The 22,430-nt window shown below is 72.5% G+C and carries 21 protein-coding genes and 1 pseudogene; 8 read left to right on the forward strand and 14 right to left on the reverse strand.

Annotated elements, in window-relative coordinates; genetic code table 11:
* Positions 1-178 precede the first annotated feature (178 nt).
* A complete protein-coding gene (locus ACIQG9_RS11605) occupies positions 179-1,531 on the forward strand; it encodes an ABC transporter substrate-binding protein (RefSeq protein ID WP_400400532.1) in 1,353 nt (450 codons plus the stop codon).
* Between the two features lie 58 nt (positions 1,532-1,589).
* Here the strand turns inward: ACIQG9_RS11605 and ACIQG9_RS11610 are convergent, their stop codons facing one another.
* Both ACIQG9_RS11610 and ACIQG9_RS11615 read right to left on the reverse strand, forming a co-directional pair.
* Positions 1,590-2,333: an enoyl-CoA hydratase/isomerase family protein gene (locus ACIQG9_RS11610; RefSeq protein ID WP_400400535.1), complete on the reverse strand. Its 744-nt coding sequence runs from the start codon at positions 2,331-2,333 to the stop codon at positions 1,590-1,592.
* 52 nt (positions 2,334-2,385) lie between these two features.
* On the reverse strand, positions 2,386-3,306 hold the full coding sequence (locus ACIQG9_RS11615) for a 3-hydroxyacyl-CoA dehydrogenase family protein (protein ID WP_400400538.1): 921 nt from the start codon (positions 3,304-3,306) through the stop codon (positions 2,386-2,388).
* 168 nt (positions 3,307-3,474) lie between these two features.
* Here ACIQG9_RS11615 and ACIQG9_RS11620 point away from each other — a divergent pair, with 168 nt between their 5' ends.
* Positions 3,475-3,780: a hypothetical protein gene (locus ACIQG9_RS11620; RefSeq protein ID WP_400400541.1), complete on the forward strand. Its 306-nt coding sequence runs from the start codon at positions 3,475-3,477 to the stop codon at positions 3,778-3,780.
* 202 nt (positions 3,781-3,982) lie between these two features.
* Here the strand turns inward: ACIQG9_RS11620 and ACIQG9_RS11625 are convergent, their stop codons facing one another.
* Complete coding sequence (locus ACIQG9_RS11625) at positions 3,983-4,762, reverse strand: class I SAM-dependent methyltransferase (RefSeq protein WP_400400544.1); 780 nt, start codon at positions 4,760-4,762, stop codon at positions 3,983-3,985.
* 43 nt (positions 4,763-4,805) lie between these two features.
* Here ACIQG9_RS11625 and ACIQG9_RS11630 point away from each other — a divergent pair, with 43 nt between their 5' ends.
* Positions 4,806-5,186 carry a PPOX class F420-dependent oxidoreductase gene (locus ACIQG9_RS11630; protein ID WP_400400546.1) on the forward strand — a complete coding sequence of 127 codons (381 nt, stop codon included), beginning with the start codon at positions 4,806-4,808 and terminating at the stop codon, positions 5,184-5,186.
* Between the two features lie 82 nt (positions 5,187-5,268).
* On the opposite strand, the gene ACIQG9_RS11635 is transcribed toward ACIQG9_RS11630, so the two are convergent.
* Together ACIQG9_RS11635 and ACIQG9_RS11640 are read right to left on the reverse strand one after the other, a co-directional pair.
* Entirely contained in the window at positions 5,269-5,478 is a 210-nt protein-coding gene (locus ACIQG9_RS11635) for a BldC family transcriptional regulator (RefSeq protein WP_007073996.1), read from the reverse strand.
* A 250-nt stretch (positions 5,479-5,728) separates the two neighbouring features.
* Positions 5,729-6,568 carry a hypothetical protein gene (locus tag ACIQG9_RS11640; protein ID WP_400400549.1) on the reverse strand — a complete coding sequence of 280 codons (840 nt, stop codon included), beginning with the start codon at positions 6,566-6,568 and terminating at the stop codon, positions 5,729-5,731.
* A gap of 295 nt (positions 6,569-6,863) precedes the next feature.
* Between ACIQG9_RS11640 and ACIQG9_RS11645 the strand changes: the two genes are divergently transcribed.
* Positions 6,864-7,946 carry a Glu/Leu/Phe/Val dehydrogenase gene (locus ACIQG9_RS11645; RefSeq protein WP_400400552.1) on the forward strand — a complete coding sequence of 361 codons (1,083 nt, stop codon included), beginning with the start codon at positions 6,864-6,866 and terminating at the stop codon, positions 7,944-7,946.
* 291 nt (positions 7,947-8,237) lie between these two features.
* Positions 8,238-8,453 (forward strand): DUF3073 domain-containing protein, encoded by a 216-nt coding sequence (locus ACIQG9_RS11650; protein WP_088976875.1) that lies wholly within the window; start codon positions 8,238-8,240, stop codon positions 8,451-8,453.
* 199 nt (positions 8,454-8,652) lie between these two features.
* On the opposite strand, the gene amcA is transcribed toward ACIQG9_RS11650, so the two are convergent.
* From amcA to ACIQG9_RS11675, 5 genes are all read right to left on the reverse strand, one after another.
* Positions 8,653-8,886, reverse strand: coding sequence for a multiple cyclophane-containing RiPP AmcA (amcA, locus tag ACIQG9_RS11655; protein ID WP_400400554.1), 234 nt, complete (start codon positions 8,884-8,886; stop codon positions 8,653-8,655).
* Positions 8,855-9,958, reverse strand: a complete 1,104-nt coding sequence (amcB, locus tag ACIQG9_RS11660; protein ID WP_400400964.1) for a cyclophane-forming radical SAM peptide maturase AmcB — start codon at positions 9,956-9,958, stop codon at positions 8,855-8,857. Before amcB ends, amcA begins: the two co-directional genes overlap by 32 nt.
* A gap of 130 nt (positions 9,959-10,088) precedes the next feature.
* Positions 10,089-11,243: a phosphoribosylformylglycinamidine cyclo-ligase gene (gene purM / locus ACIQG9_RS11665; RefSeq protein ID WP_400400557.1), complete on the reverse strand. Its 1,155-nt coding sequence runs from the start codon at positions 11,241-11,243 to the stop codon at positions 10,089-10,091.
* Between the two features lie 59 nt (positions 11,244-11,302).
* Positions 11,303-12,841 carry an amidophosphoribosyltransferase gene (gene purF, locus ACIQG9_RS11670; protein WP_400400560.1) on the reverse strand — a complete coding sequence of 513 codons (1,539 nt, stop codon included), beginning with the start codon at positions 12,839-12,841 and terminating at the stop codon, positions 11,303-11,305.
* A 167-nt stretch (positions 12,842-13,008) separates the two neighbouring features.
* Positions 13,009-13,332, reverse strand: coding sequence for a sterol carrier family protein (locus ACIQG9_RS11675; protein WP_400400966.1), 324 nt, complete (start codon positions 13,330-13,332; stop codon positions 13,009-13,011).
* 182 nt (positions 13,333-13,514) lie between these two features.
* Here ACIQG9_RS11675 and ACIQG9_RS11680 point away from each other — a divergent pair, with 182 nt between their 5' ends.
* Entirely contained in the window at positions 13,515-15,779 is a 2,265-nt protein-coding gene (locus tag ACIQG9_RS11680) for a carboxypeptidase-like regulatory domain-containing protein (RefSeq protein ID WP_400400563.1), read from the forward strand.
* Between the two features lie 70 nt (positions 15,780-15,849).
* On the opposite strand, the gene ACIQG9_RS11685 is transcribed toward ACIQG9_RS11680, so the two are convergent.
* The 4 genes from ACIQG9_RS11685 to purS form a co-directional block, all read right to left on the reverse strand.
* Positions 15,850-16,605: a 2-phosphosulfolactate phosphatase gene (locus ACIQG9_RS11685; RefSeq protein WP_400400566.1), complete on the reverse strand. Its 756-nt coding sequence runs from the start codon at positions 16,603-16,605 to the stop codon at positions 15,850-15,852.
* Positions 16,606-16,609: 4 nt separating this feature from the next.
* Positions 16,610-19,399 (reverse strand): phosphoribosylformylglycinamidine synthase subunit PurL, encoded by a 2,790-nt coding sequence (purL, locus tag ACIQG9_RS11690; RefSeq protein WP_400400569.1) that lies wholly within the window; start codon positions 19,397-19,399, stop codon positions 16,610-16,612.
* Between the two features lie 70 nt (positions 19,400-19,469).
* Positions 19,470-20,153 (reverse strand): phosphoribosylformylglycinamidine synthase subunit PurQ, encoded by a 684-nt coding sequence (gene purQ / locus ACIQG9_RS11695; protein WP_400400572.1) that lies wholly within the window; start codon positions 20,151-20,153, stop codon positions 19,470-19,472.
* On the reverse strand, positions 20,150-20,413 hold the full coding sequence (purS, locus tag ACIQG9_RS11700; RefSeq protein ID WP_400400575.1) for a phosphoribosylformylglycinamidine synthase subunit PurS: 264 nt from the start codon (positions 20,411-20,413) through the stop codon (positions 20,150-20,152). Before purS ends, purQ begins: the two co-directional genes overlap by 4 nt.
* 469 nt (positions 20,414-20,882) lie before the next feature.
* Here purS and ACIQG9_RS11705 point away from each other — a divergent pair, with 469 nt between their 5' ends.
* Positions 20,883-21,566 (forward strand): S1 family peptidase, encoded by a 684-nt coding sequence (locus ACIQG9_RS11705; protein WP_400400577.1) that lies wholly within the window; start codon positions 20,883-20,885, stop codon positions 21,564-21,566.
* Between the two features lie 23 nt (positions 21,567-21,589).
* Positions 21,590-22,156, forward strand: a pseudogene (locus tag ACIQG9_RS11710) (YbjQ family protein).
* Positions 22,157-22,430: the final 274 nt, after the last annotated feature.

A 22,430-nucleotide genomic window follows, 5' to 3' on the forward strand; every position in this document is an offset into this window, starting at 1 on the left:
GGCACAGTAGGGGGCCAGGTCAAGCGACGGACCGCCGAAACGGTGACCACCTGCCGAGACGTCGTGACGGAGCGTACCGGCGACTGTCGGGCCGACGACGAGGGCCGCCTCCACGGTCACACGGTTCCCTTCGGCACGCTATGGTGCGCACCGGACCTTCGCCGGAGGAAGGACGACCATGCTCGTTACACGCGGCCCGCGCGCAGCCATCCTGGCGGCCTGCGCGTCGTTCCTGCTCGTCACCAGCGCATGCGGGACGACCGACAAGCCCGAGGAGTCGGCCACCACGCAGGTGCGCCTGTACGGCACCGACGGCAACATGCTCAACTCCTTCGCCACTGAGCTGAAGGACCGGGCCGACCTCGTCGACGGCATGAAGGGCACGACCCCGCTCACGCCGCTCACCGAGGACTTCAAGCAGCGGCTACGCTCCGTCGACCCGAAGCTGAGTGACTTCCTCTACTCGGCGGAGTCGTACGACGCGGTCATGATCAGTGCACTGGCCGCCCAGCTCGCTGGCAGCACCGACCCGGCGGACATCGCCAAGCAGATCGTCGCGGTGACCACCAGCGGGCAGCGCTGCATGGACGCGGCGACCTGCCTGGCCCTGGCCCGCAACGGGCAGGACATCGAGTACCGTGGCCCGTCGCTGTCCCGGGCCGGCTTCACCGACGTCGGCGAGCCGGCCACCGCCAGCTACGCCACGATGCACTTCGACAATCAGAAGATCAACGACGCGAAGACCGAGTTCGTCGGCGCCGGGGACGAGTCCGGGGCCAGCACGAAGGCCGCGCCGAAGCCGAAGAAGCAGCGGGGCGGGCGGGGCGACCGTAGCGACGGCTCCCCGCTGATCCTCGGTGGCCTGCTGCCGAAGACCGGTGACCTGGCCATGGCCAACCCGCCGCTGGTGGCCGGCGCGGCACTGGCGGTCAAGGAGATCAACGCCGCGGGCGGCGTGCTCGGCGATCCGGTGGTCTGGTTCGACGGTGACGACGGCACCAACCCGGACGTCGCCAAGGCCACGGTGGCCTCGCACATCAGGAACAAGGTGCAGGTCATCATCGGGGCGGGCGCGTCGGGCATCTCCCGCGCGGTGCTGCCGGACGTGGTGGCGGCCGGGCGGATCCTCTTCTCGCCGTCCAACACCGACTCGGGGCTGAGCCAGGCCGACGACAACGGCCTGTACTTCCGCACCGCCCCGCCGGACAGTCTCCAGGGCCGGGCGCTGGCCGACGTGATCCTCCGCGACGGGCCGCACAAGATCGCGGTGGTGGCCCGCAAGGACTCGTACGGCGAGGGTCTCCAGGAGACCGTCCGCGCCGAACTGGAGCGGGCCGGGTTCGGCGACGACCGGGTGAAGCTGTTCACCTACGAGCCCCCGGCCGACGCCAAGGCCCCACCGGTGGACTTCGCCGGCCTGGCCGGCGACATCAAGGGCTACCACCCGGAGGCCGTGCTGGTGATCGGCTTCGCCGAATCCGCCGGGCTGATCAAGGCCCTGGCCGACGCGGACGTACCGATCCGACACTGACCCACCACCAGGGCCGCACCGGAACCCGGTGCGGCCCTGGTCCCGTTTCCAGGGGCGTTCAGCGCGGCCGGCGACGCTCCAGGAACTCGGTCATCCGCCGCCGCTTCTCCTCGTCCTCGAACAGCACCGCCTGGCTGACCAGGTCGAGGTGCGGGTGGGCGGCCGGTGGCGCGTCCACCGCCAGCTTGGTCAGCCGCAGTGCCAGCGCCGAACCCTTCGCCATCTCGTCGAGCAGCCCGTGTGCGGTGGGCAGCAGCTCCACCGGCTCGGCCACCACCCGGTTCACCAGCCCGATCCGCAGCGCCTCGTCGGCGTCGACCCGGCGACCGGTGAAGAGCAGCTCCTTGGCCCGGCCCTCGCCGACCAGCGCCGGCAGCCGGTGGGTCGCCCCCGCGCCGGCCAGGATGCCCAGCCGCACCTCCGGCTGACCGAAGACGGCCCGGGCCGTGCACACCCGCAGATCGCAGGCGTACGCCAGCTCCGCGCCGCCGCCCAGCGCCGGACCGTCCACGGCGGCCACGGTCGGCATCGGCAGGGCCCGGATCCGGGCGAAGGCCGCCGAGTTGATCGCGGCGAGGGCGTCCAGCCGGCCCCGCTCGCGGAGCTGGCCGATGTCGGCGCCCCCGGCGAAGACACCGTCCGCGCCGCCGGTGAGCAGCAGCAGCCGGGGCCGGGCCTCCAGCTCGGCGCAGACGTCGTGCAGCTCGCCGATCAGGTCGGCGTCGATGGCGTTGCGCTTCTCCGGCCGGTCCAGCGTCACCACCAGCCGGTCGGGCAGCTCCTCGACCCGCAGCCCGGTCACCGGGTCGGCCTTCCGGTCGCGGCGGCGGGGCTCGCCGGCGCAGTCCCGGCGCTCACCGGGACAGCCCTTCCCCGGCGGTGGTCGGCGCGTCCTCGTCCCGGCCGGCGCCCTCCAGCTCGACCCGCCGGCCGTCCACCCAGCGGTAGAAGCCCTGGCCGGACTTCTTGCCCAGCTTCCCGGCGGCGACCATCTCGACCAGCAGCGGCGGCGGCGCGAACCGCTCGCCGTACGCGGCCTGGAGGGTGCGGGCGATGTCCAGCCGGACGTCCAGCCCGACCAGGTCGGTCAGCTCCAGCGGGCCGACCGGATGCCGGTAGCCGAGCACCATCGCCTTGTCGACGTCGGCCGGGTCGGCCACCCCGTCGGCGACCATCCGGATCGCCTCCAGACCGAGGGTGACGCCGAGCCGGGAGGTGGCGAAGCCGGGCAGGTCGCGTACCACGACGGGGTCCTTGCCGAGCCGGCCGGCGAGCGCGACGGCGGCCTGCGTGGTCTCCGGCGCGGTGGCCGCGCCGACCACGACCTCCAGCAGGGCCATCGCCCAGACCGGGTTGAAGAAGTGCAGCCCGAGGAAGGACTCCGGGCGGGCCAGCCCCTCGGCCAGCTCGCCGATCGGGATGCTGGAGGTGTTGCTGCCCAGCAGTGCCGGACGCAGCCGCTCGGCCGCGCCGAGCACCGCCCGCTTCAGGTCCGGCCGCTCCGGCACCGCCTCGACGACCACCTCGGGTTCCGGCGCCACCTCGCCGAGCGCGGCGCGCAGGGTGACCCGCGCCCGGTGTGCGGCGGCCTCGTCGGCGCCGAGCTTCCCGCGCCGTACCGCCCGCTCCCACAGCTCGTCGAGGCGCGCGGCGGCGGCCTCGGCCCGACCCCGGTCCACCTCGACCAGCTCGACCGCATAGCCCGCGCCGGCGGCCACGTAGGCGATGCCGAGCCCCATCGTGCCGGCCCCGACGACGACAAAACGACTCATCACGCTCCCTCGCTGCGGGCGGTGGCGCACGGGGTCTCCGTCCTGCCGTGCCGCTCGCTTCGCTCGCTCATGGGTGCGACCCTATGCAGCACCGTCGCGGCCGGTATGCGTGGGGGATCACCGGACCGGGTACAGACGGCCCACAACGTCAACGGAAGGAAACGAGTCGACATGAGCCAGGCACCGCAGACCGTGGACGGCACCGGCGGCACCGACGACCCGGTGGTCGTGGAGACCCGCGGCGACGAGCGCGTCGACCTGCTCCGCGCCGACACCAACAACGACGGCAAGACCGACGTGTGGGTGGTGGACACCGACGGCGACGGCCGGGCCGACCTGTTCCAGTTCGACACCGACGGCGACGGCAAGGTCGACATCACCATGGTCGACATCGACGAGGACGGCACCCCGGACGAGGTGGTCGACGGTGACGGCGGCCTGCCGCCGGAGCAGCTCCCCCCGACCGTCCAGGTCTAGCCGTAGGGACCGGCACCGTCGTCGTCGCGGGTGCCCTCGCCGGATCCGCGCGCCCGGCCGAGCGCGCGCTCGGAACGGGCACCCGGCCGGCGAAGATCGCCACCGCACGCGGGAGGCGACCAGTCTCGAAACGGGTATGCCGCTGCGTCATATTCATGCCGGAGCGGCATACCGGTCTTCGGGATGATCCCTACGAGCGGCGTCAGCCGGCCAGTCGCAGGGTGGCCAGATAGTACGGGGCGTCGCGGTCGTCCACGTCGGTCAGCCGCCAGCCGGTGCCCCGGACCAGTTCGGCCAGTTCGTCGGCCGAACAGACCAGGTAGTCGAACCATTCGGTGCCGAGTTCGCGGTAGCGCAGCCGCAGTCGTAGCTGCCCGCCGAGCCGCCCCCGTCGCCGGTTGAGTTCGTGGTAGCCGGTGTGCAGCGGGTCCGTCGTGCCGTACGGGTCGGTGCCGTGTGCGATGACCTGCGCCCCGGGCCTGGCGAGGGCGGCCAGCGCGGCGAGGAACGCCGGGGCCCGGTCCCGCCCCTCGAAGAGTCCCAGGTTGTTGCCGAGCAGCAGGAACGTGTCGTACCGCCGGCCGTCGGCGACGTGCTCGTCGACCGTGCCGAGGACGAGGTCACGCACCCCCCGGTGGCGGCAGACCCGCAGCGCCCCGGGCGAGGTGTCCAGCCCGGTGACCGGTACGCCGCGTTCCTGGAGCACCAGCGCGATCCGGCCGCCGCCGACGCCGACGTCCAGGGTGGCGCCCCGGGCCCGGTCCACCGCCCGGTGGTCGTACGGCTGCCAGTGTTCCGGACCCTCCAGGTAGTGCGCGGCGGGCGCCCCGTTGACCAGCCCGTCGTCCCGCTCGATGATCTCGATGACCGGCCGGGGCAGCCGGCCGCCGACCAGCGGCCGGGGGCCGATTCCGGTGTGCACCGCGTAGGCGTCGCGCAGCAGCTCCCCGAACACGTCGCCGAGCTGCGGTTCTCCTGTCACGACGTGCACGCTATCGGGGGGCCGCCGCCGTATCCTGGGCGACGTGACCGAGTTGGACCGCCTGGCGGCGGAGAAGTACGTCCTGCTGACGACGTTCCGCAGGGATGGTCGCGCGGTGCCGACCCCGGTGTGGTCGGTCCGTGACGGCGACACGCTGGCGATCTGGACGGCCGCCGACTCGGGGAAGGTCAAGCGGATCCGACGGGACGGCACCGTGACGGTGGCCCCGTGCGACGTGCGTGGCCGGCCACACGGCGAGGCGGTGCCCGGCCACGCGGTCCTGTGCGGGCCGGCGGAGAGCCACCGGGTGCGTGACCTGATCAAACGGAAGTACCGGCTGCTGGGCCGGCTGAGCCTGCTCGGCAGCCGGCTGCGCCGGGGCGAGGCGGGGACGATCGGGATCCGGGTCACCGTTCAGGAGTGAGCACCCCGGACATGGTTCAGGGGCGGTGGATCGTCGCCACCGCGACGCCCGTCCGCCCCTGACACCGGAACTCGCTGACCGGTCAGTCTCCCTGTCGCTGCTGGGGAATCTGTCCCTGCAACAGGGCCCGCACCTCCGACTCGCGGTACCGACGGTGGCCGCCCAGAGTCCGGATCGCGCTGAGCTTCCCCGCCTTTGCCCACCGGGTCACCGTCTTCGGGTCGACACGGAACATCGACGCCACCTCGGCCGGCGTGAGTAGCGGCTCTGGTTCGTGCGTTCGCGATGCCATCGGTCACTCCTCCACATGTATAGACATCGGCCGGGGTCCCGCCGGCCGACGCGTCTCCCATGGTCCGGCTAGTCCCCGATGTCCGACATGGGCCGAACGGCCGAAGGTCCCTAGACGGACGGATGAACCATGCCCGATTTATCTGACTTTTACACGGCAGAAACTACCTTATTCGGACTCATGGTCACGGTTCGTGATGCGTCAAATACGAGACTGTCTCATGGCTGACACCTCGTTGGGCGCTTCGTGGTCAGTTGCACCGCTCCAGCAACTGCACCGCCCGCCACCGGGCGACCAGCCGGTCGTACGCCGCCGACGCCTCGTCCGCCTCACCCCGGGAGAGCCCGGCCAGCCCCGTCGCGACCAGCTCCGGCGAGTCGTCCCCGGCCAGCGTCTCGTCGGAGAGCAGCGCCACCAGGCCGCCGTAGTCCAGCTCGACCACCGAACGCGGGTGGAACTCCTCCAGCCAGCGGGCGGCCTCCTCGACCGCCTCGGTGATCGGCGCCTCGCCGATCGACTTGCGCAGCACCGACAGCGCCCGGGAGGCCCGCCGACGGGCCTTGGAGATCTCCGTCCGGTAGCGCAGCGCCCGCCGCTCCGGCTGGGTCACCAGGTCCCGCTCGCCCGGCTCGAAGAGCACGAACCAGCGCAGCGGGACGCCCCAGGTGGAGATCTGCTCGTGCAGCCGGGGCACCCCGTGCTCCAGCACCCGGGCACCGCTGCGCCAGTCCTCCACCACCGCCTTGGCCTGCCCGGCCAGGACCGGCGGCACGAACGCGTCGGCGATCACCGACGGCACGCCGTCGCGGGCGCTCAGCGCCGCCTCGGCCACCCGGATTCGCAGGTTCCACGGGCAGACCAGCAGGGTGTCGTCGAACTCCAGCACGTACGCCTCGTCCGGCAGGTCGGGCAGTCGGGTCCACCCGGCGCCGAGCGCCTCGATGACCGAGGTGCGCTGCCGGCCCGGCCCCTCCAGCGGGGCCACCGCCCGCCCCTCCCGCACGTAGCGCCGCCAGTACGACTGGCGGTCCCGGTCGAAGGCGGTCAGCGGCTCGTACACGCGCAGATAAGAAGCGAAGAGCGACGGCACGGCGCGATCCTCCCACGAAACCGCGCACCAGCGCCGCTGCCGGTCGTGCGGGGCCGTGCCGCGGATCGCACGGGCGGACGCGACGCGGGGCCGCGACGGTGGCCACCCCGGCCGGCCGCGACCGGGGCCCGTGACGTGGACCCTTACGCAGCCGTGACGTGGACCGTAGCCAGCCGTGACGTGGACGACAGCACGTCCCCCGGACGATATTAGGCTCAGCAGGCCGGCAGCATCCCCGCCGGCAACCAGCCAGGTCCGCGCCCCACAAGGACGCACACCGACACAGGAGCAAGTCATGGGCGTATTCGCCAGCACCGACGACCCGGGATCCACCGGTCACGAACAGGTCGTCTTCTGCCAGGACAAGCAGACCGGCCTCCGGGCGATCATCGGCATCTACTCGACCGCGCTGGGCCCCGCCCTCGGCGGCACCCGGTTCTACCCGTACGCCAGCGAGGAGGCGGCGCTGGCCGACGTGCTCGACCTGTCCCGTGGCATGGCCTACAAGAACGCCCTCGCCGGGCTGGACCTGGGCGGCGGCAAGGCGGTCATCTGGGGTGACCCGGAGCAGATCAAGGGCGAGGCGCTGCTGCGCGCGTACGGCCGGTTCGTGGAGACCCTGGGTGGGCGCTACTACACCGCCTGCGACGTCGGCACCTACGTGACGGACATGGACGTGATCGCCCGCGAGACCCGCTACGTCACCGGCCGCAGCGTGGAGCACGGCGGCGCGGGCGACTCGTCGGTCCTGACCGCCTGGGGCGTCTTCCAGGGCATGCGGGCCGCCGCCGAGCACGTCTGGGGCTCCCCGACGCTGAGTGGTCGCCGGGTCGGGGTGGCCGGCCTGGGCAAGGTCGGCAAGTACCTCGTCGGCCACCTGATCGCCGACGGCGCCGAGGTGGTGGCGACCGACCTCAACCCGAAGGCGCTGGAGTGGGTACGGGCCAACCACCCGCAGGTCGAGCTGGTCGAGGACGCCTCCGCGCTGGTCGCCGCCGACATCGACGTGTACGCCCCGTGCGCCCTGGGCGGCGCGCTGAACGACGACACCGTGCCGGCGCTGCGCGCCCGGGTGGTCACCGGCGCGGCCAACAACCAGCTCGCCCACCCGGGCATCGAGAAGCTGCTGGCCGACCGGGGCATCCTCTACGCCCCCGACTACGTGGTGAACGCCGGCGGTGTGATCCAGGTCGCGGACGAGATCGAGGGCTTCAACTTCGACCGGGCCAAGCTGCGGGCCACCCGGATCTACGACACCACCCGCGAGATCCTCCGGCTCGCCGACGACGACGGCGTGCCCCCGGCGGTGGCGGCGGACCGGCTGGCCGAGCGCCGGATGGCCGAGATCGGCCGGCTGCGCTCCATCCGACTGCGCTGACCGACCGTCCCGGGGTGCGGAGCTGTCCGCATCCCGGGACACCCGCGCGGTAGCATGCACTCAACGCGGCTTTCGTGGCGTTCTGCCCGGTGTCACGGCCGGACCTGGCAACCGCTCCTTACCGGGTACACTCGGTGACGTCCGGATGACTGCGACGCGCAGGGCCGGCAGACGGTAACCCGAGGTGCCGAACGGTGGCATCCCCATGTACCGTAAGAGCCACGAGAGATGCCTGACGTCATCGGGGCCCGCCTTCGGGCTGCCCCGCATTCTGTGCGAGGGGGTCGAGCCATGGGGCGCGGCCGTGCTAAGGCCAAGCAGACAAAGGTGGCCCGGGAGTTGAAGTACCACTCCCCGAACACCGACCTCACCGCCTTGCAGCGCGAACTGGCAGGTGCTGGTAAGTCTGAGCACAACTTCGACGACGACTACAAAGAGTATGTCGACGACGATGATGAGGATCACGCGGACGACGACCCGGACACCTGGGTTCCTCCGACCCGTTGACCTCCGGTCACATCTGAGCACGCGGCAACTCCCCGCGTGCTCACGCATGTGCCCGACCAAAGCGGCGCCACCACCGACGATCAGGGACCTCGCCATCCCGGAGCCTGCTCCGGCCGGCCGGCAGGGTCCCTGATCTCGGCGTGTTCAGCTCGGTGTCATCCATCGCCCTGGGTCGGGCCCGCCCGCCCTGGGCGTCCGCCTAGCGCGGGCGGTTGTTCCAGTTGTAGAAGGTCGGGATGTTCTCGAAGTGGTTCCACGCGCACACCGCGCTGGTGCCGTCGCCACCCGACACCTCCGCCCGGGAACGACGCGCGGCCTCGGCCTCGTGGAGCAGGGCGGCGAGTCCCGGGGCGGCCTCACGCACCCGGTCGGCGACCGGGTCCGTGCCTCCCCCGACGCGCTCAGGCTGCCGGTGACTGGTGGTCTCGGGCATGCTCCAACACTCCCTCCAGTAGGCGGATCTTGCTGTTGCGGCAGTGCTCGGTCTCCGTACCGTCGAACCTTCCCTGCTCGAAGTAGCGGTTCGCCGCGTGGCCGCCACCGCAGAAGCCGAAGTAGGCGCAGGACGAGCGACACGCCTCGACCCCGGCGAGGAACTCCCCCACCCAGGGCGTGCCGGCCGCACCGGCCAGGATCTCGGCCAGCGGGGTGGCCAGCACGTTGCCGCTGCTGAAGTCGCCGTACCGGGGGTCGGTGAAGCCGGCCAGCTCCGGGGAGAGCACGGTCACCGAGCCGTCGTACCCGATCGTGGGGATCGGATCGAGCTGCCGGGGCAGCAGGTCGCCCTCCGCGCCGGTCAGCACCGCCGCCGCGTAGCGCAGCGACCACTCCACCTCGCGCAGGTGGATCCGGGGTGCCCGACGCCAGGCCGCCACCAGCTCCGCCCAGAACGCGGTCACCACGGCCGGGTCGTGCGCGTTGCTGCGGGTGTTGATCCCCTCGGTCTCCTCGATGTTCACGCCGAGCACGTCGCAGCCCAGCTCAAGGAAGTAGTCGTACAGCTCGGTGGCGAGCCCCGGGGCCGGCCGGCCCACCACGGCCAGCGCCGAGAACGGCAGGCCGTGCCGGCGCAGCGCCTCGACCCCCCGGACGATCCGGTCGTACGCGGGCCGGCCGGCCCGGGTCACCCGGTCACCGTTGCGCCCCCGGGGGCCGTCCACGCTGACGCTCACCCGCACCCCGTGCTCGACGAAGAACGCGCACCAGGCGTCGTCGACCAACGTGGCGTTGGTCTGCACGTGGTGCTCCACCTCGGCGCCGAACGGGGCGATCAGCGCCGCCAGGTGCTCCCGGCCGGCGGCGAGCGGCTCCCCACCGTGCCAGACCACCGAGAACCGGCCCCGCGCCGCCCACGGGTTCACCGCGGCGGCGACCGCCTCGGCCACCGCCACCGGCATCCGCCGGTCGGCCGCCCGGTGCGGCAGGTAGCAGTACGCGCAGTCCAGGTTGCACAGCGTCGTCGGTTGCATCACCACGTACGACGGGACCGTGGCGATGCCCCGCATTCCCGTCACGGACTGTGCCCGAGCAGCCATCGGCCCTCCTCCCCGTGCCCGAAGTGTCCTTCAGGCTAGGCGGCGATGGCTATCCGGGTGAACCCCCGATCAGGTGTCCGGCTGATCACCAGGAATGTGCTCAACCGCGGGTGTGCTGACCGATCATCTGGACGTTGCCGGTGCCCTCGATGATCTCGCCGGCCTGCCAGGCGTCGACACCCCGGCCGGCCAGGGTGGCCAGCGCGCGGTCGGCGTCCTCGGCGGAGACGATGGCGAACATGCCGACACCCATGTTGAAGGTCGACTCCATCTCCGGGTCCTCGATCCGGCCCTTCGACTGGATCAGGTCGAAGATCGGCTGCGGCTTCCAGGTGGACCGGTTGACCACCGCGTCGACGTGCTCGGGCAGGACCCGGACCAGGTTGCCCGGGATGCCGCCGCCGGTGACGTGGGCGATCGAGCGCACCTCCGCCTCGGTGATCAGCTTGAGGCAGTCCTGCGCGTAGATCTTGGTCGGGGTGAGCAGTTCCTCGCCGAGGGTGCGCTGCCGGCCGAAGTCGTCGATCACCACGTCCAGCCGCATCCGACCGGCGCCCAGCAGCACGTGCCGGACCAGCGAGTAGCCGTTGGAGTGCAGGCCCGAGGAGCGCATCGCGATCACCACGTCGCCCACCTCCACCCGGTCCGGGCTGAGGATCTCGCTCTCCTCGACCACGCCGACGCCGGTGGCGGAGACGTCGTACTCGTCCGGACGCAGCACGCCCGGGTGCTCGGCGGTCTCGCCGCCGAGCAGCGCGCAGCCGGCGTACCGGCAACCGTCGGCGATGCCGGCGCCGATCTCGGCGACCCGGTCCGGCACGACCTCGCCGGTGGCGATGTAGTCGAGCAGGAAGAGCGGCTCGGCGCCGCAGGCCACCAGGTCGTCGACGACCATCGCGACCAGGTCGATGCCGATGGTGTCGTGGATGTCGAGCTGCTGGGCGATCACCAGCTTGGTGCCGACGCCGTCGGTGGAGGAGGCCAGGATCGGATTCTTGTACTTCTTGGTGTCCAGCCGGAACAGGCCGGCGAAGCCGCCCAGGTCACCCATGACCTCGGGGCGTCGGGTCTGCTTGACCTTCGACTTCAGCAGCTCGACCGCGCGGTCGCCCGCCTCGATCGACACCCCGGCGTCGGCGTACGAGACCGAGCGCTTGCGCGTGCTGCGACCGGTACCCGCGGTCCAGGGCTGCCGGTCGCCGCCGGCACCGGTCGGGCTGCTTCCTGCGCCGTTGCGCTCGGACACGTGCGTCACGGTTCTCCCCTTTGTGGTTCTCGGCACCGTGCCGGCGGTGGCCGGACGGCCCCGGTGTACTACGGGCGGTGGACGGTAGCGCCGCCCGGAGTGGCGACGAGCGGTGTGGCGGTGTGCCCCGGGACGTCCGGGGCGCCGGCGACCCGCCGCCCCACTCCTTCGAGCACGTGCTTACCGATCAGGTTCCCGGCCGGCAGGTCGATCGGGTACTCCCCGTCGAAACAGGCTCGGCACAGTCGGGTCTTGGGCTGCTCGGTCGCGGCGATGAGACCGGGAAGCGAGACGTAGCCGAGGGTGTCCGCACCGATCGAACGCCGGATGCCCTCGTTGTCCAACCCGTTGGCCAGGAGTTCGGCCCGGGTGGCGAAGTCGATGCCGTAGAAGCACGGCCAGTTGACCGGCGGGGAGGAGATCCGGACGTGGACCTCCAGCGCGCCCGCCTCGCGCAGCATCCGGACGATCGCCCGCTGGGTGTTGCCCCGCACGATCGAGTCGTCGACCACGACCAGCCGCTTGCCCCGGACGTTCTGCCGCAGCGGGTTCAGCTTGAGCCGGATGCCGAGCTGACGCAGGGTCTGCGACGGCTGGATGAAGGTGCGCCCGACGTACGGGTTCTTCATCAGGCCGGCGCCGTAGGTGATGCCGGACGCCTCGGCGTAGCCGATCGCGGCCGGGGTGCCCGACTCCGGCACCGGGATCACCAGGTCGGCCTCGACCGGGTGCTCCTTGGCGAGCTGACGACCGATCTGCACCCGGGCGGCGTGCACGTTGCGGCCCGCGATGGTGGCGTCCGGGCGGGCGATGTAGACGTACTCGAAGAGGCAGCCCTTCGGCTCCGGCGCGGCGAACCGGCTGGACCGCAGGCCGTTCTCGTCGATCGCGATCAGCTCGCCCGGCTCGACCTCGCGGACCACGCTGGCCCCGACGATGTCCAGGGCGGCGGTCTCGCTGGCCACCACCCAGCCGCGCTCAAGCCGGCCGAGCACCAGCGGGCGGACCCCGTGCGGGTCGCGGGCGGCGTAGAGGGTCGACTCGTCCATGAAGACGAAGCTGAACGCGCCCCGGAGCTGCGGCAGCACCTCCAGCGCGGCGGCCTCCACCGACAGGTCGGGGCGGCTGGCCAGCAGCATCGTCACCAGCGAGGTGTCGTTGGTCGCGCCGTCGGCGACCAGGCCCCGCCCGGCGACCTCCTTCTGGAGCTCGGCGGTGTTGACCAGGTTGCCGTTGTGCGCCAGGGCGATGGTGGTGCCGGAGGTGGTCGACCGGATGGTCGGCTGGGCGTTCTCCCAGGTCGAGCCGCCGGTCGTGGAGTAACGCGCATGGCCGATCGCCAGGTGGCCACGGAGGCTGGCCAGGGTCGGCTCGTCGAACACCTGGGCCACCAGGCCGAGATCCTTGTAGACCACCACGCCGGACCCGTCACTCACCGCGATGCCGGCGGCCTCCTGGCCGCGGTGCTGGAGTGCGTAGAGACCGAAGTAGGTGAGATTGGCGACCTCCTCGCCAGGGGCCCAGACGCCGAAGACGCCGCAGGCGTCCTGTGGGCCGGGTCGCTGGGGGTCAAGGTCGTGGCTCAGCCGGCCATCGCCTCGGGGCACTGCCGCTCCCTCATGCTGGTCTGGACTGGCCTGGCGGAACCGGGGGGCTGCTCCACGCTTGTCGGCCGGGGACCACTGTCGTCACCTGACAGTGTACGCGAATCGCAGTCGATACAGAAAGTCACGATTCCGCTCCAGCTAGTCACCATTCTGAGCGAAACGTGCAGCTAGAGCGGCAGATGACCGGAGAGATCCGCCCGATTTCCGCTCACCTGTACGCGACCGTCCGTGACCGCCTCCGTCCAGGAAAGTCGGCCGGTGGCCAGCGCCAGCCAGGTGGCCGGATCGGTCTCCACCACGTTCGCCGGGGTGCCCCGGGTGTGTCGAGGACCCGGAACGCACTGAACTGCACCGTAAGGTGGGACACGCACCTCCACCGATCGGCCGGGGGCACGCTCCGCGAGGGCGGTCAGAAGGGTACGGACCGCCTCCCGGTACACCGGCCGTTCGGGCGTACGCCCCTCATCGAGCGCCGTCAGCGCGGCCACCACCGCCGAGGACTTAATGTACGGAGAGGACACGACGGGACGATACGACCCGAGCCCACCGGGTGCCACGCTGGCCCCTGGGTCGCGCCGATCCGGTCAGACAAGGCATAGTTGCCGACGGCGTATTCGTACCGTGATGATCCCTGGCCCAACCACCGGGGAAGTCAGACCGGAAGGCGGTGGACGTGTCAACACACCGACGTGCCTGGAAGCAGCGGGCCGGTGTGGTCGTAGCGCTGGTGGCCGGCGCCCTGCTCACCGCCCCCGCCACACCCGCCCTGGCAGCCACCGCCTCCGTCCAGCCCGGATCGGTGACCGTCAACGCCGGCAGCGACACCACCGTGACCGTACAGGTCACTCCGGGTGACGGTGACCAGAACGCCCAGATCAGCCTGACCGGCCTCCCCTCCGGGGTGAGCTGCTCCGGTTGCGGCCAGATCAACCTCAACGGCAACCAGACGAAGTCGCAACTGCTGACGCTGCGGGCCAACGACAACGCCGGGGACGCCAACGCGAGCGTCACCGTGCAGGTCCGGCCGGACCAGTCCAACCCGACCACCGCCAGCTTCCAACTCACCGTCAAGGGCAAGGCGGCCCCCGCTCCCACCGAGCCGCAGGACAAGCCGACGGTCAAGTCGGTCTCCGGCAAGGTGGTCGTGACGGCCACCGGCGACCCGGTGCCGAACGCGGTGGTGGGGCTGGAGGATCCGACCGGTCGCCAGTTCAGCACCACCAGCGACGGCAGCGGCAACTTCCGGATCACCGGATCCAGCTCGAACCCGATCGCCCCCGGCACCCTGGTCCTCGGTGCCAGCAAGGACGGCATCGTCTCGACCAAGACGGTCAGCGCGAGCGCCGGGCAGAGCCTGAGCGGCCAGCGGGTCAGCCTGGCGCTGAAGGTCGAGGTCAGCCCGAGCGCCACCCCGTCGACCTCCGCGGAGGCCACGCCGACGGACGAGGCGACCGACGAGGCGACCGACGAGAGCGCCGAACCGACGACCGCCGGGCAGCAGCAGGCCGCGTCGAAGGACGACGACAGCGGCTTCGGTTCCTTCCTGATCATCCTGCTCGGCGGCCTGCTGGTCGCCGCCGGTGTCGGCACCATCGTGCTGCTCTGGATCCGGCGCAAGAACGCCGACGACGGGGACGGACCGGGCGGCGCCGCTGCGGCGGGTGCCGCCGCCGGCCCCCGGGGTCCGCGCGGCACCGACGACCAGACCCGGGTGGTGAACCGGGTCGGTGCCGGGCCGGACCCGACGATGGTCGGCAGCTCCGCGCTGAGCGACGCGCCGACGATGATGCACCGGCCGGTCGTCGACGACGTCCCGCCGGACCCGTACGGCGCCCCGCCACAGTCGTACGGCGCGGCGCAGGGCGGCGGCTGGGCCGGCAGCGGCTACGGCGACGAGCCCCCCGCCCAGGGTGGGTACGGCCAGCCGGGCGGCTACGGCAACGCCCCCTCCTCCGGCGGCGGGTACGGCGCAGCGGGTGCGGCAGGTGCGGCAGGTGGCTACGGTGCCGCCGCCTCCCCGGCCGGCGGCTACGGCAACGCCCCCGCCTCCGGGGCCGGCTACGGCAACGCCCCCGCCTCCGGTGGCGGCTACGGTGCCGCCGCCTCCCCGGCCGGCGGCTACGGCAACGCCCCGGCCTCCGGGGCCGGCTACGGCGGCCGGGACTACGGCGCGACCGCGGCCGGCGGCTACCCGCAGCAGGAGCAGGGCGGCTACGGCGAGCGCTACGACGAGCCCACCGGCCGGTACACCGGCGACAGCACCCAGTACGCCCCGGCGGCCGACCCGTACCCGACCAGCACCTACCAGCCCGAACCGGAGCCGTACGGCCAGGCCGGCGGCGCGGGCGGCTACGGCCAGTCCGAGCCCGCCGGGTACGGCCAGTCCGAGCCCGCCGGCTACGGCCAGTCCGAGCCCGCCGGGTACGGCCAGTCCGAGCCGGCCGGGTACGGCCGGGGCCAGGAGCCGACCGGCGGCTACGGCGGCAGCAGCGGCAGCGGCTACGGCCAGCAGGGCGGCGGCTACGAGCAACCGGCCGGCGCCCACCAGAGCGGCGGCTACGACGCCACCGGCCAGCAGGGCTACGGCAGCCAGCACGGCGGGTACGACCAGCGCGGTGGTTACGACCAGCCGGCCGGGGGTTACGACCAGCCGGCCGGCGCCCACCAGGGCGGCTACGACCAGCGTGGTGGCTACGACCAGCAGGGTGGCTACGACCAGCCGGCCGGCGGCTACGGCTCCCCACCGGGCGGGTACGGCCAGCAGGGTGGCTACGGCCAGGAACCGCCGCAGCAGCGCACCGGCGGGTACGACCAGCAGCAGGGCTACGACCAGCAGCAGGGTGGCTACTACGGCGACCCGGCCCAGCCCGGCCGGGGTCGTCCCGACAGCCCGCCCCAGGAGCGTGGCGGACGCCGCCTCGACTGGCTGGACGACTGACCCACAGCGATACACCGACGGGCCGCCCGGATCACCGGACGGCCCGTCGCGTTCTGCTCGGGAATCCGGGTCAGGCCGGGGAGAAGACGCCCTGGCGCAGCACCGGCACCACGTCCGAGACGCCCACCTGTACGGCGACGTCGACGTCCCCGGCGAAGCCGCCCTCGATCAGCTCCCGGCCGGAGACGCAGCCCCGTACCGCCGCCGGCACGTCGGGGGTGCTGGCCAGCGCGGCCAGCGCCATCGCCGCCTCCACCGAGAGCCCGCCCGGCACCCCGGAGATCGCGTCCAGCACGCAGGCCGCACCCAACTGGTCCTCCACCGACGGGCGCAGCGTGCCGTCCGGCCAGCGTTCCCCGGCGGCGACCACGCCCACCGGGGCGTCCCTCGCGCCGTACCCGTGGCGGCGCAGCCAACGTCCGACGGCGCGGGCGTTACGCAGACAGGCCGCGACCACCGGTAGGCCGGTGGCGCTGGCGGCGGCGCTGATCGCGGAACCGTTCGGCGACGGCAGCACCAGGTCGGCGACGACCGGCGCGGTGGCCAGTGCCGCCGGGGAGAGCGACCACGGATGTTCCGGGGTCGTCTGCCGGCGGCCCACCGCGGCGACCGCGCCGACCCGCAGCGCGTAGTCGGCCGCCTGTTCCCCCCAGGGGAACGGGTGCACCCGCATACCTCGGCCGACCGCCACCTCGACGGCGGTGGTGAACGAGAGGACGTCCACCACCACCAGGACGGCGCAGACCCGACCGAGTTCCGCCGCCCCGGTCAGCCCCCAGTCGAACCGGGCACCGGATCCGGGCTGGACGTGGACGGCCGCAGCCAACGCCTCAGCGCTGATCGGGAGCGGAGGACTGCTCGTCGCCGCCGTCGGCCTGGGCCGCCGGAGCGTCGGGAGCCGTCGCATCTGCGCTGACCTCCGTGGTCGGCTCCCGCTCGGCGGCCGGCTCGCCGGCACCGGTCGGCCCGGCCGCCGGGGCGGCGTCGGGCGTGGCCTGCTGGATCGGGGCACTCGGCACGGACGCGGCGGCGACCGGGGCGGCCACCACCTCACCGGCCGGGTCGTCCGCGTCGGCCGGCTGTTCGCCGGTCGGCACGTCCACCGGCTGCGCGGCGGTGGCCGGCGCGACGGTGTTGGTGCCGGTCCGGGTCGCCTCGACCTCGACCCGGGCCGCTTCCAGGCCACCGAAGAGCCGGGGCAGGGTCGCGGTGTGCACGGCCCGCAACTCGTCCAGGTCAATCCGGAACTGGCCCTGCACCTCCAGGGCGCCGCTCGCCGGGTCGGTCACGCCGATCCGCTCCCACGGCACGCCGCGCTCGGCGCACAGCGCGGTGAACGCCTTCTCGTGCCCGCGCGGGACGGAGACCAGCGCCCGGCCGGCCGACTCGCTGAACAGGAAGACGAACGGCAGTGAGCCGTCGGCGAACCGCTCCGGCAACCCGATCCGGGCGCCGACGCCCTTGCGCAGGCAGGACTCGACCAGGCTCTGGGCCAGGCCGCCGTCGGACAGGTCGTGCGCGGAGCTGAGGTGCCCCACCCGGGCCGCCTCGGCCATCAGCTCGGCGAGCTGGCGCTCCCGGCCCAGGTCGACCTGCGGCGGCATGCCGCCCAGGTGCTCGTGGGTCACCCAGGCCCACTCGGAGCCGGAGAGCTCCACGTGCGTGTCGCCGAGCAGGTAGAGCTGGTCGTGGTCGCCGCCGGCACGCGGCACGAAGCCCATCGGCACCCGGTCGGCCACGTCGTCCAGCACGCCCAGCACGCCGACCACCGGGGTCGGGTGGATCGCCGCCGCACCGGTCTGGTTGTAGAAGCTGACGTTGCCGCCGGTCACCGGGATGCCCAGCTCCAGGCAGCCGTCCGCCAGGCCGCGCACGGCCTCGGCGAACTGCCACATCACGCCCGGGTCCTCCGGCGAGCCGAAGTTGAGGCAGTTGGTCACGGCGATCGGCTTCGCGCCGGTCACCGCCACGTTCCGGTACGCCTCGGCGAGCGCCAGCTTCGTCCCCTGGTACGGGTCGAGGCGGGCGTACCGGCCGTTGCCGTCGACGGACAGGGCGACCCCGAGGCCGGTCCGCTCGTCGATCCGGATCACGCCGGAGTCCTCCGGCTGGGCCAGCACGGTGTTGCCCAGCACGTACCGGTCGTACTGCTCGGTCACCCAGGTCTTGTCGGCCAGGTTCGGCGAGGCGATCATGCGGAGCAGGGTCTCCCGCAGCGCCTCGGGCGTGTTCGGCCGGGGCAGCGTCTCGGCCCGGTCGGCCTGGAGCAGGATCAGGTCGGCCGGCTCGCGCATCGGGCGGGCGTAGACCGGGCCGTCGTCCACCAGCGAACCCGGCGGCACGTCGACCACGGTGTGACCGTTCCAGGTAACCAGGAGCCGTCCCGGCCGGCCGTCCTCCGCCGGCGCGGTGACCTCACCGATCGCGGTGGCCAGCACCCCCCACTTCTCGGCGGTCTTGAGCACCGCCTCCAGCTTCTCCGGGGTCACCACCAGCAGCATCCGCTCCTGGGACTCGCTGGCCAGGATCTCGTGCGGCTCCATCGACGGCTCGCGGAGCGGGACCCGCTCCAGCCAGACCCGCATGCCGGTGCCGGCCGACGCCGCAGTCTCGGTGAGCGCGCAGGTCAGGCCGGCGCCACCGAGATCCTGGATGCCGACGACCAGCTCGGCGTCGTACAGCTCCAGGCACGCCTCGATCAGCAGCTTCTCGATGAACGGGTCGCCCACCTGCACCGACGGGCGGCGCTGCTCGCTGCTCTCGTCGAAGGTGGCGCTGGCCAGCACCGACACACCGCCGATGCCGTCCCGGCCGGTCTTGGCGCCGAGCAGCACCACCACGTTGCCCGGCCCGGCGGCGTCCTTCTTCTGCAGCCGGTCGACCGGCAGCACGCCGAGGCAGAGCGCGTTGAGCAGCGGGTTGCCCTGGTAGCAGGGGTCGAAGACCAGCTCGCCACCGATGTTGGGCAGGCCCAGGCAGTTGCCGTAGCCGCCGACACCGGCGACCACACCGGGCAGCACCCGGGCGGTGTCCGGGTGGTCGGCCGCGCCGAACCGCAGCGGGTCCATCACCGCGACCGGACGGGCGCCCATCGCCAGGATGTCCCGGACGATGCCGCCGACCCCGGTCGCCGCGCCCTGGTACGGCTCGACGAAGCTCGGGTGGTTGTGCGACTCGACCTTGAAGGTCACCGCCAGCTCGTCGGAGACCCGGACCACGCCGGCGTTCTCCCCGATGCCGGCGAGCAGCCGGTCGCTCGGCGGGGCCTTCTCACCGAACTGGCGCAGGTGCACCTTGCTCGACTTGTAGGAGCAGTGCTCGCTCCACATGATCGAGTACATGGCCAGCTCGGCCTGGGTGGGACGGCGGCCGAGGATGTGCCGGATCCGGTCGTACTCGTCGTCGCGGAGGCCCAGCTCGGCGTACGGCTGGAGCTCGTCGGCGGTGCCGGCGGCCTGCTGCACGGTGTCCACGCCGTCGACCCACGCGGGCGCCGGACCGTCGTTCCGGCCGGCCTCAGCCGGGCCGCCCGGCGGCGTCACGGCCGCACGCGGCTCCGTCGGGTCCGCCGGGAAGTGGCCCGGTGTCTCCCGTACGGCCGGGTCCTGATGGGTGGTCATGACCTCTCCTCGCTGCGCTCGTACCCGCCCGTGGGGCGGTGGAGCCGACCGATGATCCTGCCGCGCACCGTCACGCCGGCGTCCCCACCAGGTGCTTGAGCACCGAGGTGAAGAAGCTGAGGCCGTCCAGGGAGGGGCCGGTGAGCGCCTCGACCGCGTGCTCCGGGTGGGGCATGATGCCGACCACGTTGCCGGCGGCGTTGGTGATCGCCGCGATGTCCCGCTGCGAGCCGTTGGGGTTGCCGCCGACGTAGCGGGCGACGACCCGGCCCTCGGCCTCCAGCTCGTCGAGGGTCGCGGTGTCCGCGACGTAGCAGCCCTCACCGTTCTTGACCGGGATGAGGATCTCCTGGCCGGCCTGGAAGGCGTTCGTCCAGGCGGTGCCGGCCGACTCCACGCGCAGGACCTGGTCCCGGTTGCGGAAGTGCAGGTGCTGGTTGCGGGTGAGCGCGCCGGGGAGCAGGTGGGCCTCGCAGAGGATCTGGAAGCCGTTGCAGATGCCGAGCACCGGCAGGCCGCCCCGGGCGGCGTCGACGATCGTCTCCATCACCGGGGCGAACCGGGCGATGGCGCCGCAGCGCAGGTAGTCGCCGTAGGAGAAGCCACCCGGGAGGACGACCGCGTCCACCCCGTGCAGCTCCGCGTCGCCGTGCCAGAGCCGGACCGGCTCGGCACCGGCGATCCGGACGGCCCGCGCCGCGTCCCCGTCGTCGAGCGAACCCGGGAAGGTCACCACACCGACGCGGGCGGTCACGAGTGCGTGCCCACGGTCTCGTCGGCGTCGACGACGCGGACGGTGAAGTCCTCGATGACGGGATTGGCGAGCAGCTTGTCGGCGATCTCCCGGGCCCGGTCCAGGTCCGGTTCGCCGGTGAACTCGATCTCGATCCGCCTGCCGATCCGGACGGAGGCGACGTCACTGACGCCGAGCCGCGGCAGCGCGTTTGCGACGGCCTGGCCCTGAGGATCGAGGATCTCGGGCTTGAGCATGACGTCGACGACGACGCGAGGCACTGGGCACTCCTGACTGTGTACGCAGTTGGGTGCCGGCCCACTACGGGCGAGCGCAGCCAGCGTACCTGGCAGATTCCGCTACGGACGCACCGGCCGGGGGCAGTTCAGGCAGTGATCAACATAACCGACCGTCCGGACGGACGGCCGGTTACCGGTTCGTTGCCGGTCCGATGCGAATTCGTTGCCTGACACCGCCACGCCGACTCGACACAGCCCATCTGAGCAGGGAATTCGTCGTCCGACAGCGGGACTGAGACCAGTATCCGACAAACACCGGCGAGCCCGCTGCGAGCCACCCCTGTCACATTGGCTCACCTCGATCACACTCTTGTGAACCGGGCTCCCGCCCCCTAGCGTGAATCGCCAGACGTCGATGTCTTGTCGGCGTTCTCGGCGGGCCACCCCCGCCCGCCGACGGCCGGTTCCGCCCGGCGACCCCGGGCCAACCCCGCGTAAGGAGTCCCCCGACATGCGTCTCCGTTCCGCGCTCGCGGTACTGACCACCGCCCTCGCCGGCGTCCTCGTCGCCTCCTCCGGCGCCACCGCCGCCCCGGCCGGCCCGCAACCGATCATCGGCGGCAGCACCGTCTCCTCCGCCCCGTGGGCCGCCGCGGTCTTCAGCAACGGGTCGTTCACCTGCTCCGGCAGCGTCATCGCCGCCCAGTGGGTGCTCACCGCCCGGCACTGCGTCAGCGGCACCATGTCCGTCCGGGTCGGCAGCGTCTACTACGCCTCGGGCGGCACCACCCGCACCGTGAGCGCCTCCTACACCCGCTACGACCTCGCCCTGCTACGGCTCTCCAGCTCGGTCACCAACAGCCCGGTCAGCCTGGCCAACAGCAACCCGCCGGTCGGCTCCACCAACTCGATCTACGGCTGGGGCATGACCTGCTACAGCGGCTGCGGGGCGTCCAGCCAGCTCAAGACCGCCTCGGTGCAGGTCACCAGCACCAACGTCACCGACGCGTACGGCGGCCAGGCGATCCGGAGCACCCGGATCAACGGCAACGCCTGGCGCGGCGACTCGGGCGGCCCGCAGTTCTACAACGGCCTACAGGTCGGGGTCGCCTCCACCGCCGACGGGTCGAGCATCCAGAACTACGGCAGTGTCGCGTACAACCGGGCCTGGATCACCTCGACGGCCGGTGTCTGACGATTCGCGTCATCGCGGCGCGGATGGCCGGCAGAGCGCCGACCGTCCGCGCCGCCTCGATTTGCAGCATCCGCTCGGCTGAACACGGCACGCGTTGACGCCGCGCGGCGACTGACAGCATCGGAACCGTGCTGGTCGTGACGACGGATCAACTGCCCGGCTACGAGATCCGCCAGATCCTCGGCGAAGTGGTGTCGTCGATGGCGCGGACCCGAAACCCGTACCGCGAGGGGGTCAAGAACCTGCGGGGCGGCGCGTACGACCCGATGGCGCCGGACAACCTCACCCGCTGGCGTACCGACTCGGTGGCCCGGCTCGGCGAGGAGGCCCTCCGGATCGGCGCGAACGCCGTGGTGGGGATGCGCTTCGACAGCCGGGACTGCGGCGAGATGTGGATGGAGATCTGCGCCTACGGCACGGCGGTCATCGTGGTACCCAAGGTCCCCGACGTCATGCCGCACGACCAGCCGCTGGTCGCGGCCGAGACCGCGCAGGAACCCAGCTTCACCGAGGCCCCCGGCGGCATCGCCGAACCGGCGAGCGCCCCCAACCTCTCCTCCGCCGCCGAAACCCCCACCCGCGACTCCTGACACCACCGTTTCCCACCGTCCCACCGGCCCCACCGGCCCCACCCGGCGGCTGGCCGGACGGCCAGGCGGGCCGAGCAGGCCGGCAGGCATTGGCCCGGTGATCAAGAGGTTTGCGTCATTTCGATCTCCAACGGTGACGCAAACCTCTTGATCACCGCGAGAGTGCAGGAAAGGCGGGAAGGCGAGGGGCAGGAAAGGCGGGCAGGCGGGCGGACGGCACCGGGCCGGGCCGGTGGGCCTGGACGGGCGGACGGGCAGGCAGGCAGGCCCGCCG

The sequence above is a fragment of the Micromonospora sp. NPDC092111 genome, from assembly GCF_044755745.1.
Taxonomy (GTDB): domain Bacteria; phylum Actinomycetota; class Actinomycetes; order Mycobacteriales; family Micromonosporaceae; genus Micromonospora.

Bases quoted from the DNA above. Each gene is read 5' to 3' on its own strand.
- amcB (WP_400400964.1), bottom strand. From the start codon at position 9,958: ATGCGGGGCATCGCCACGGTCCCGTCGTACGTGGTGATGCAACCGACG.
- ACIQG9_RS11645 (WP_400400552.1), top strand. From the start codon at position 6,864: ATGGGCGTATTCGCCAGCACCGACGACCCGGGATCCACCGGTCACGAA.
- ACIQG9_RS11620 (WP_400400541.1), top strand. From the start codon at position 3,475: ATGAGCCAGGCACCGCAGACCGTGGACGGCACCGGCGGCACCGACGAC.
- ACIQG9_RS11635 (WP_007073996.1), bottom strand. From the start codon at position 5,478: ATGGCATCGCGAACGCACGAACCAGAGCCGCTACTCACGCCGGCCGAG.
- ACIQG9_RS11605 (WP_400400532.1), top strand. From the start codon at position 179: ATGCTCGTTACACGCGGCCCGCGCGCAGCCATCCTGGCGGCCTGCGCG.
- amcA (WP_400400554.1), bottom strand. From the start codon at position 8,886: ATGCCCGAGACCACCAGTCACCGGCAGCCTGAGCGCGTCGGGGGAGGC.
- ACIQG9_RS11650 (WP_088976875.1), top strand. From the start codon at position 8,238: ATGGGGCGCGGCCGTGCTAAGGCCAAGCAGACAAAGGTGGCCCGGGAG.
- purL (WP_400400569.1), bottom strand. From the start codon at position 19,399: ATGACCACCCATCAGGACCCGGCCGTACGGGAGACACCGGGCCACTTC.
- ACIQG9_RS11705 (WP_400400577.1), top strand. From the start codon at position 20,883: ATGCGTCTCCGTTCCGCGCTCGCGGTACTGACCACCGCCCTCGCCGGC.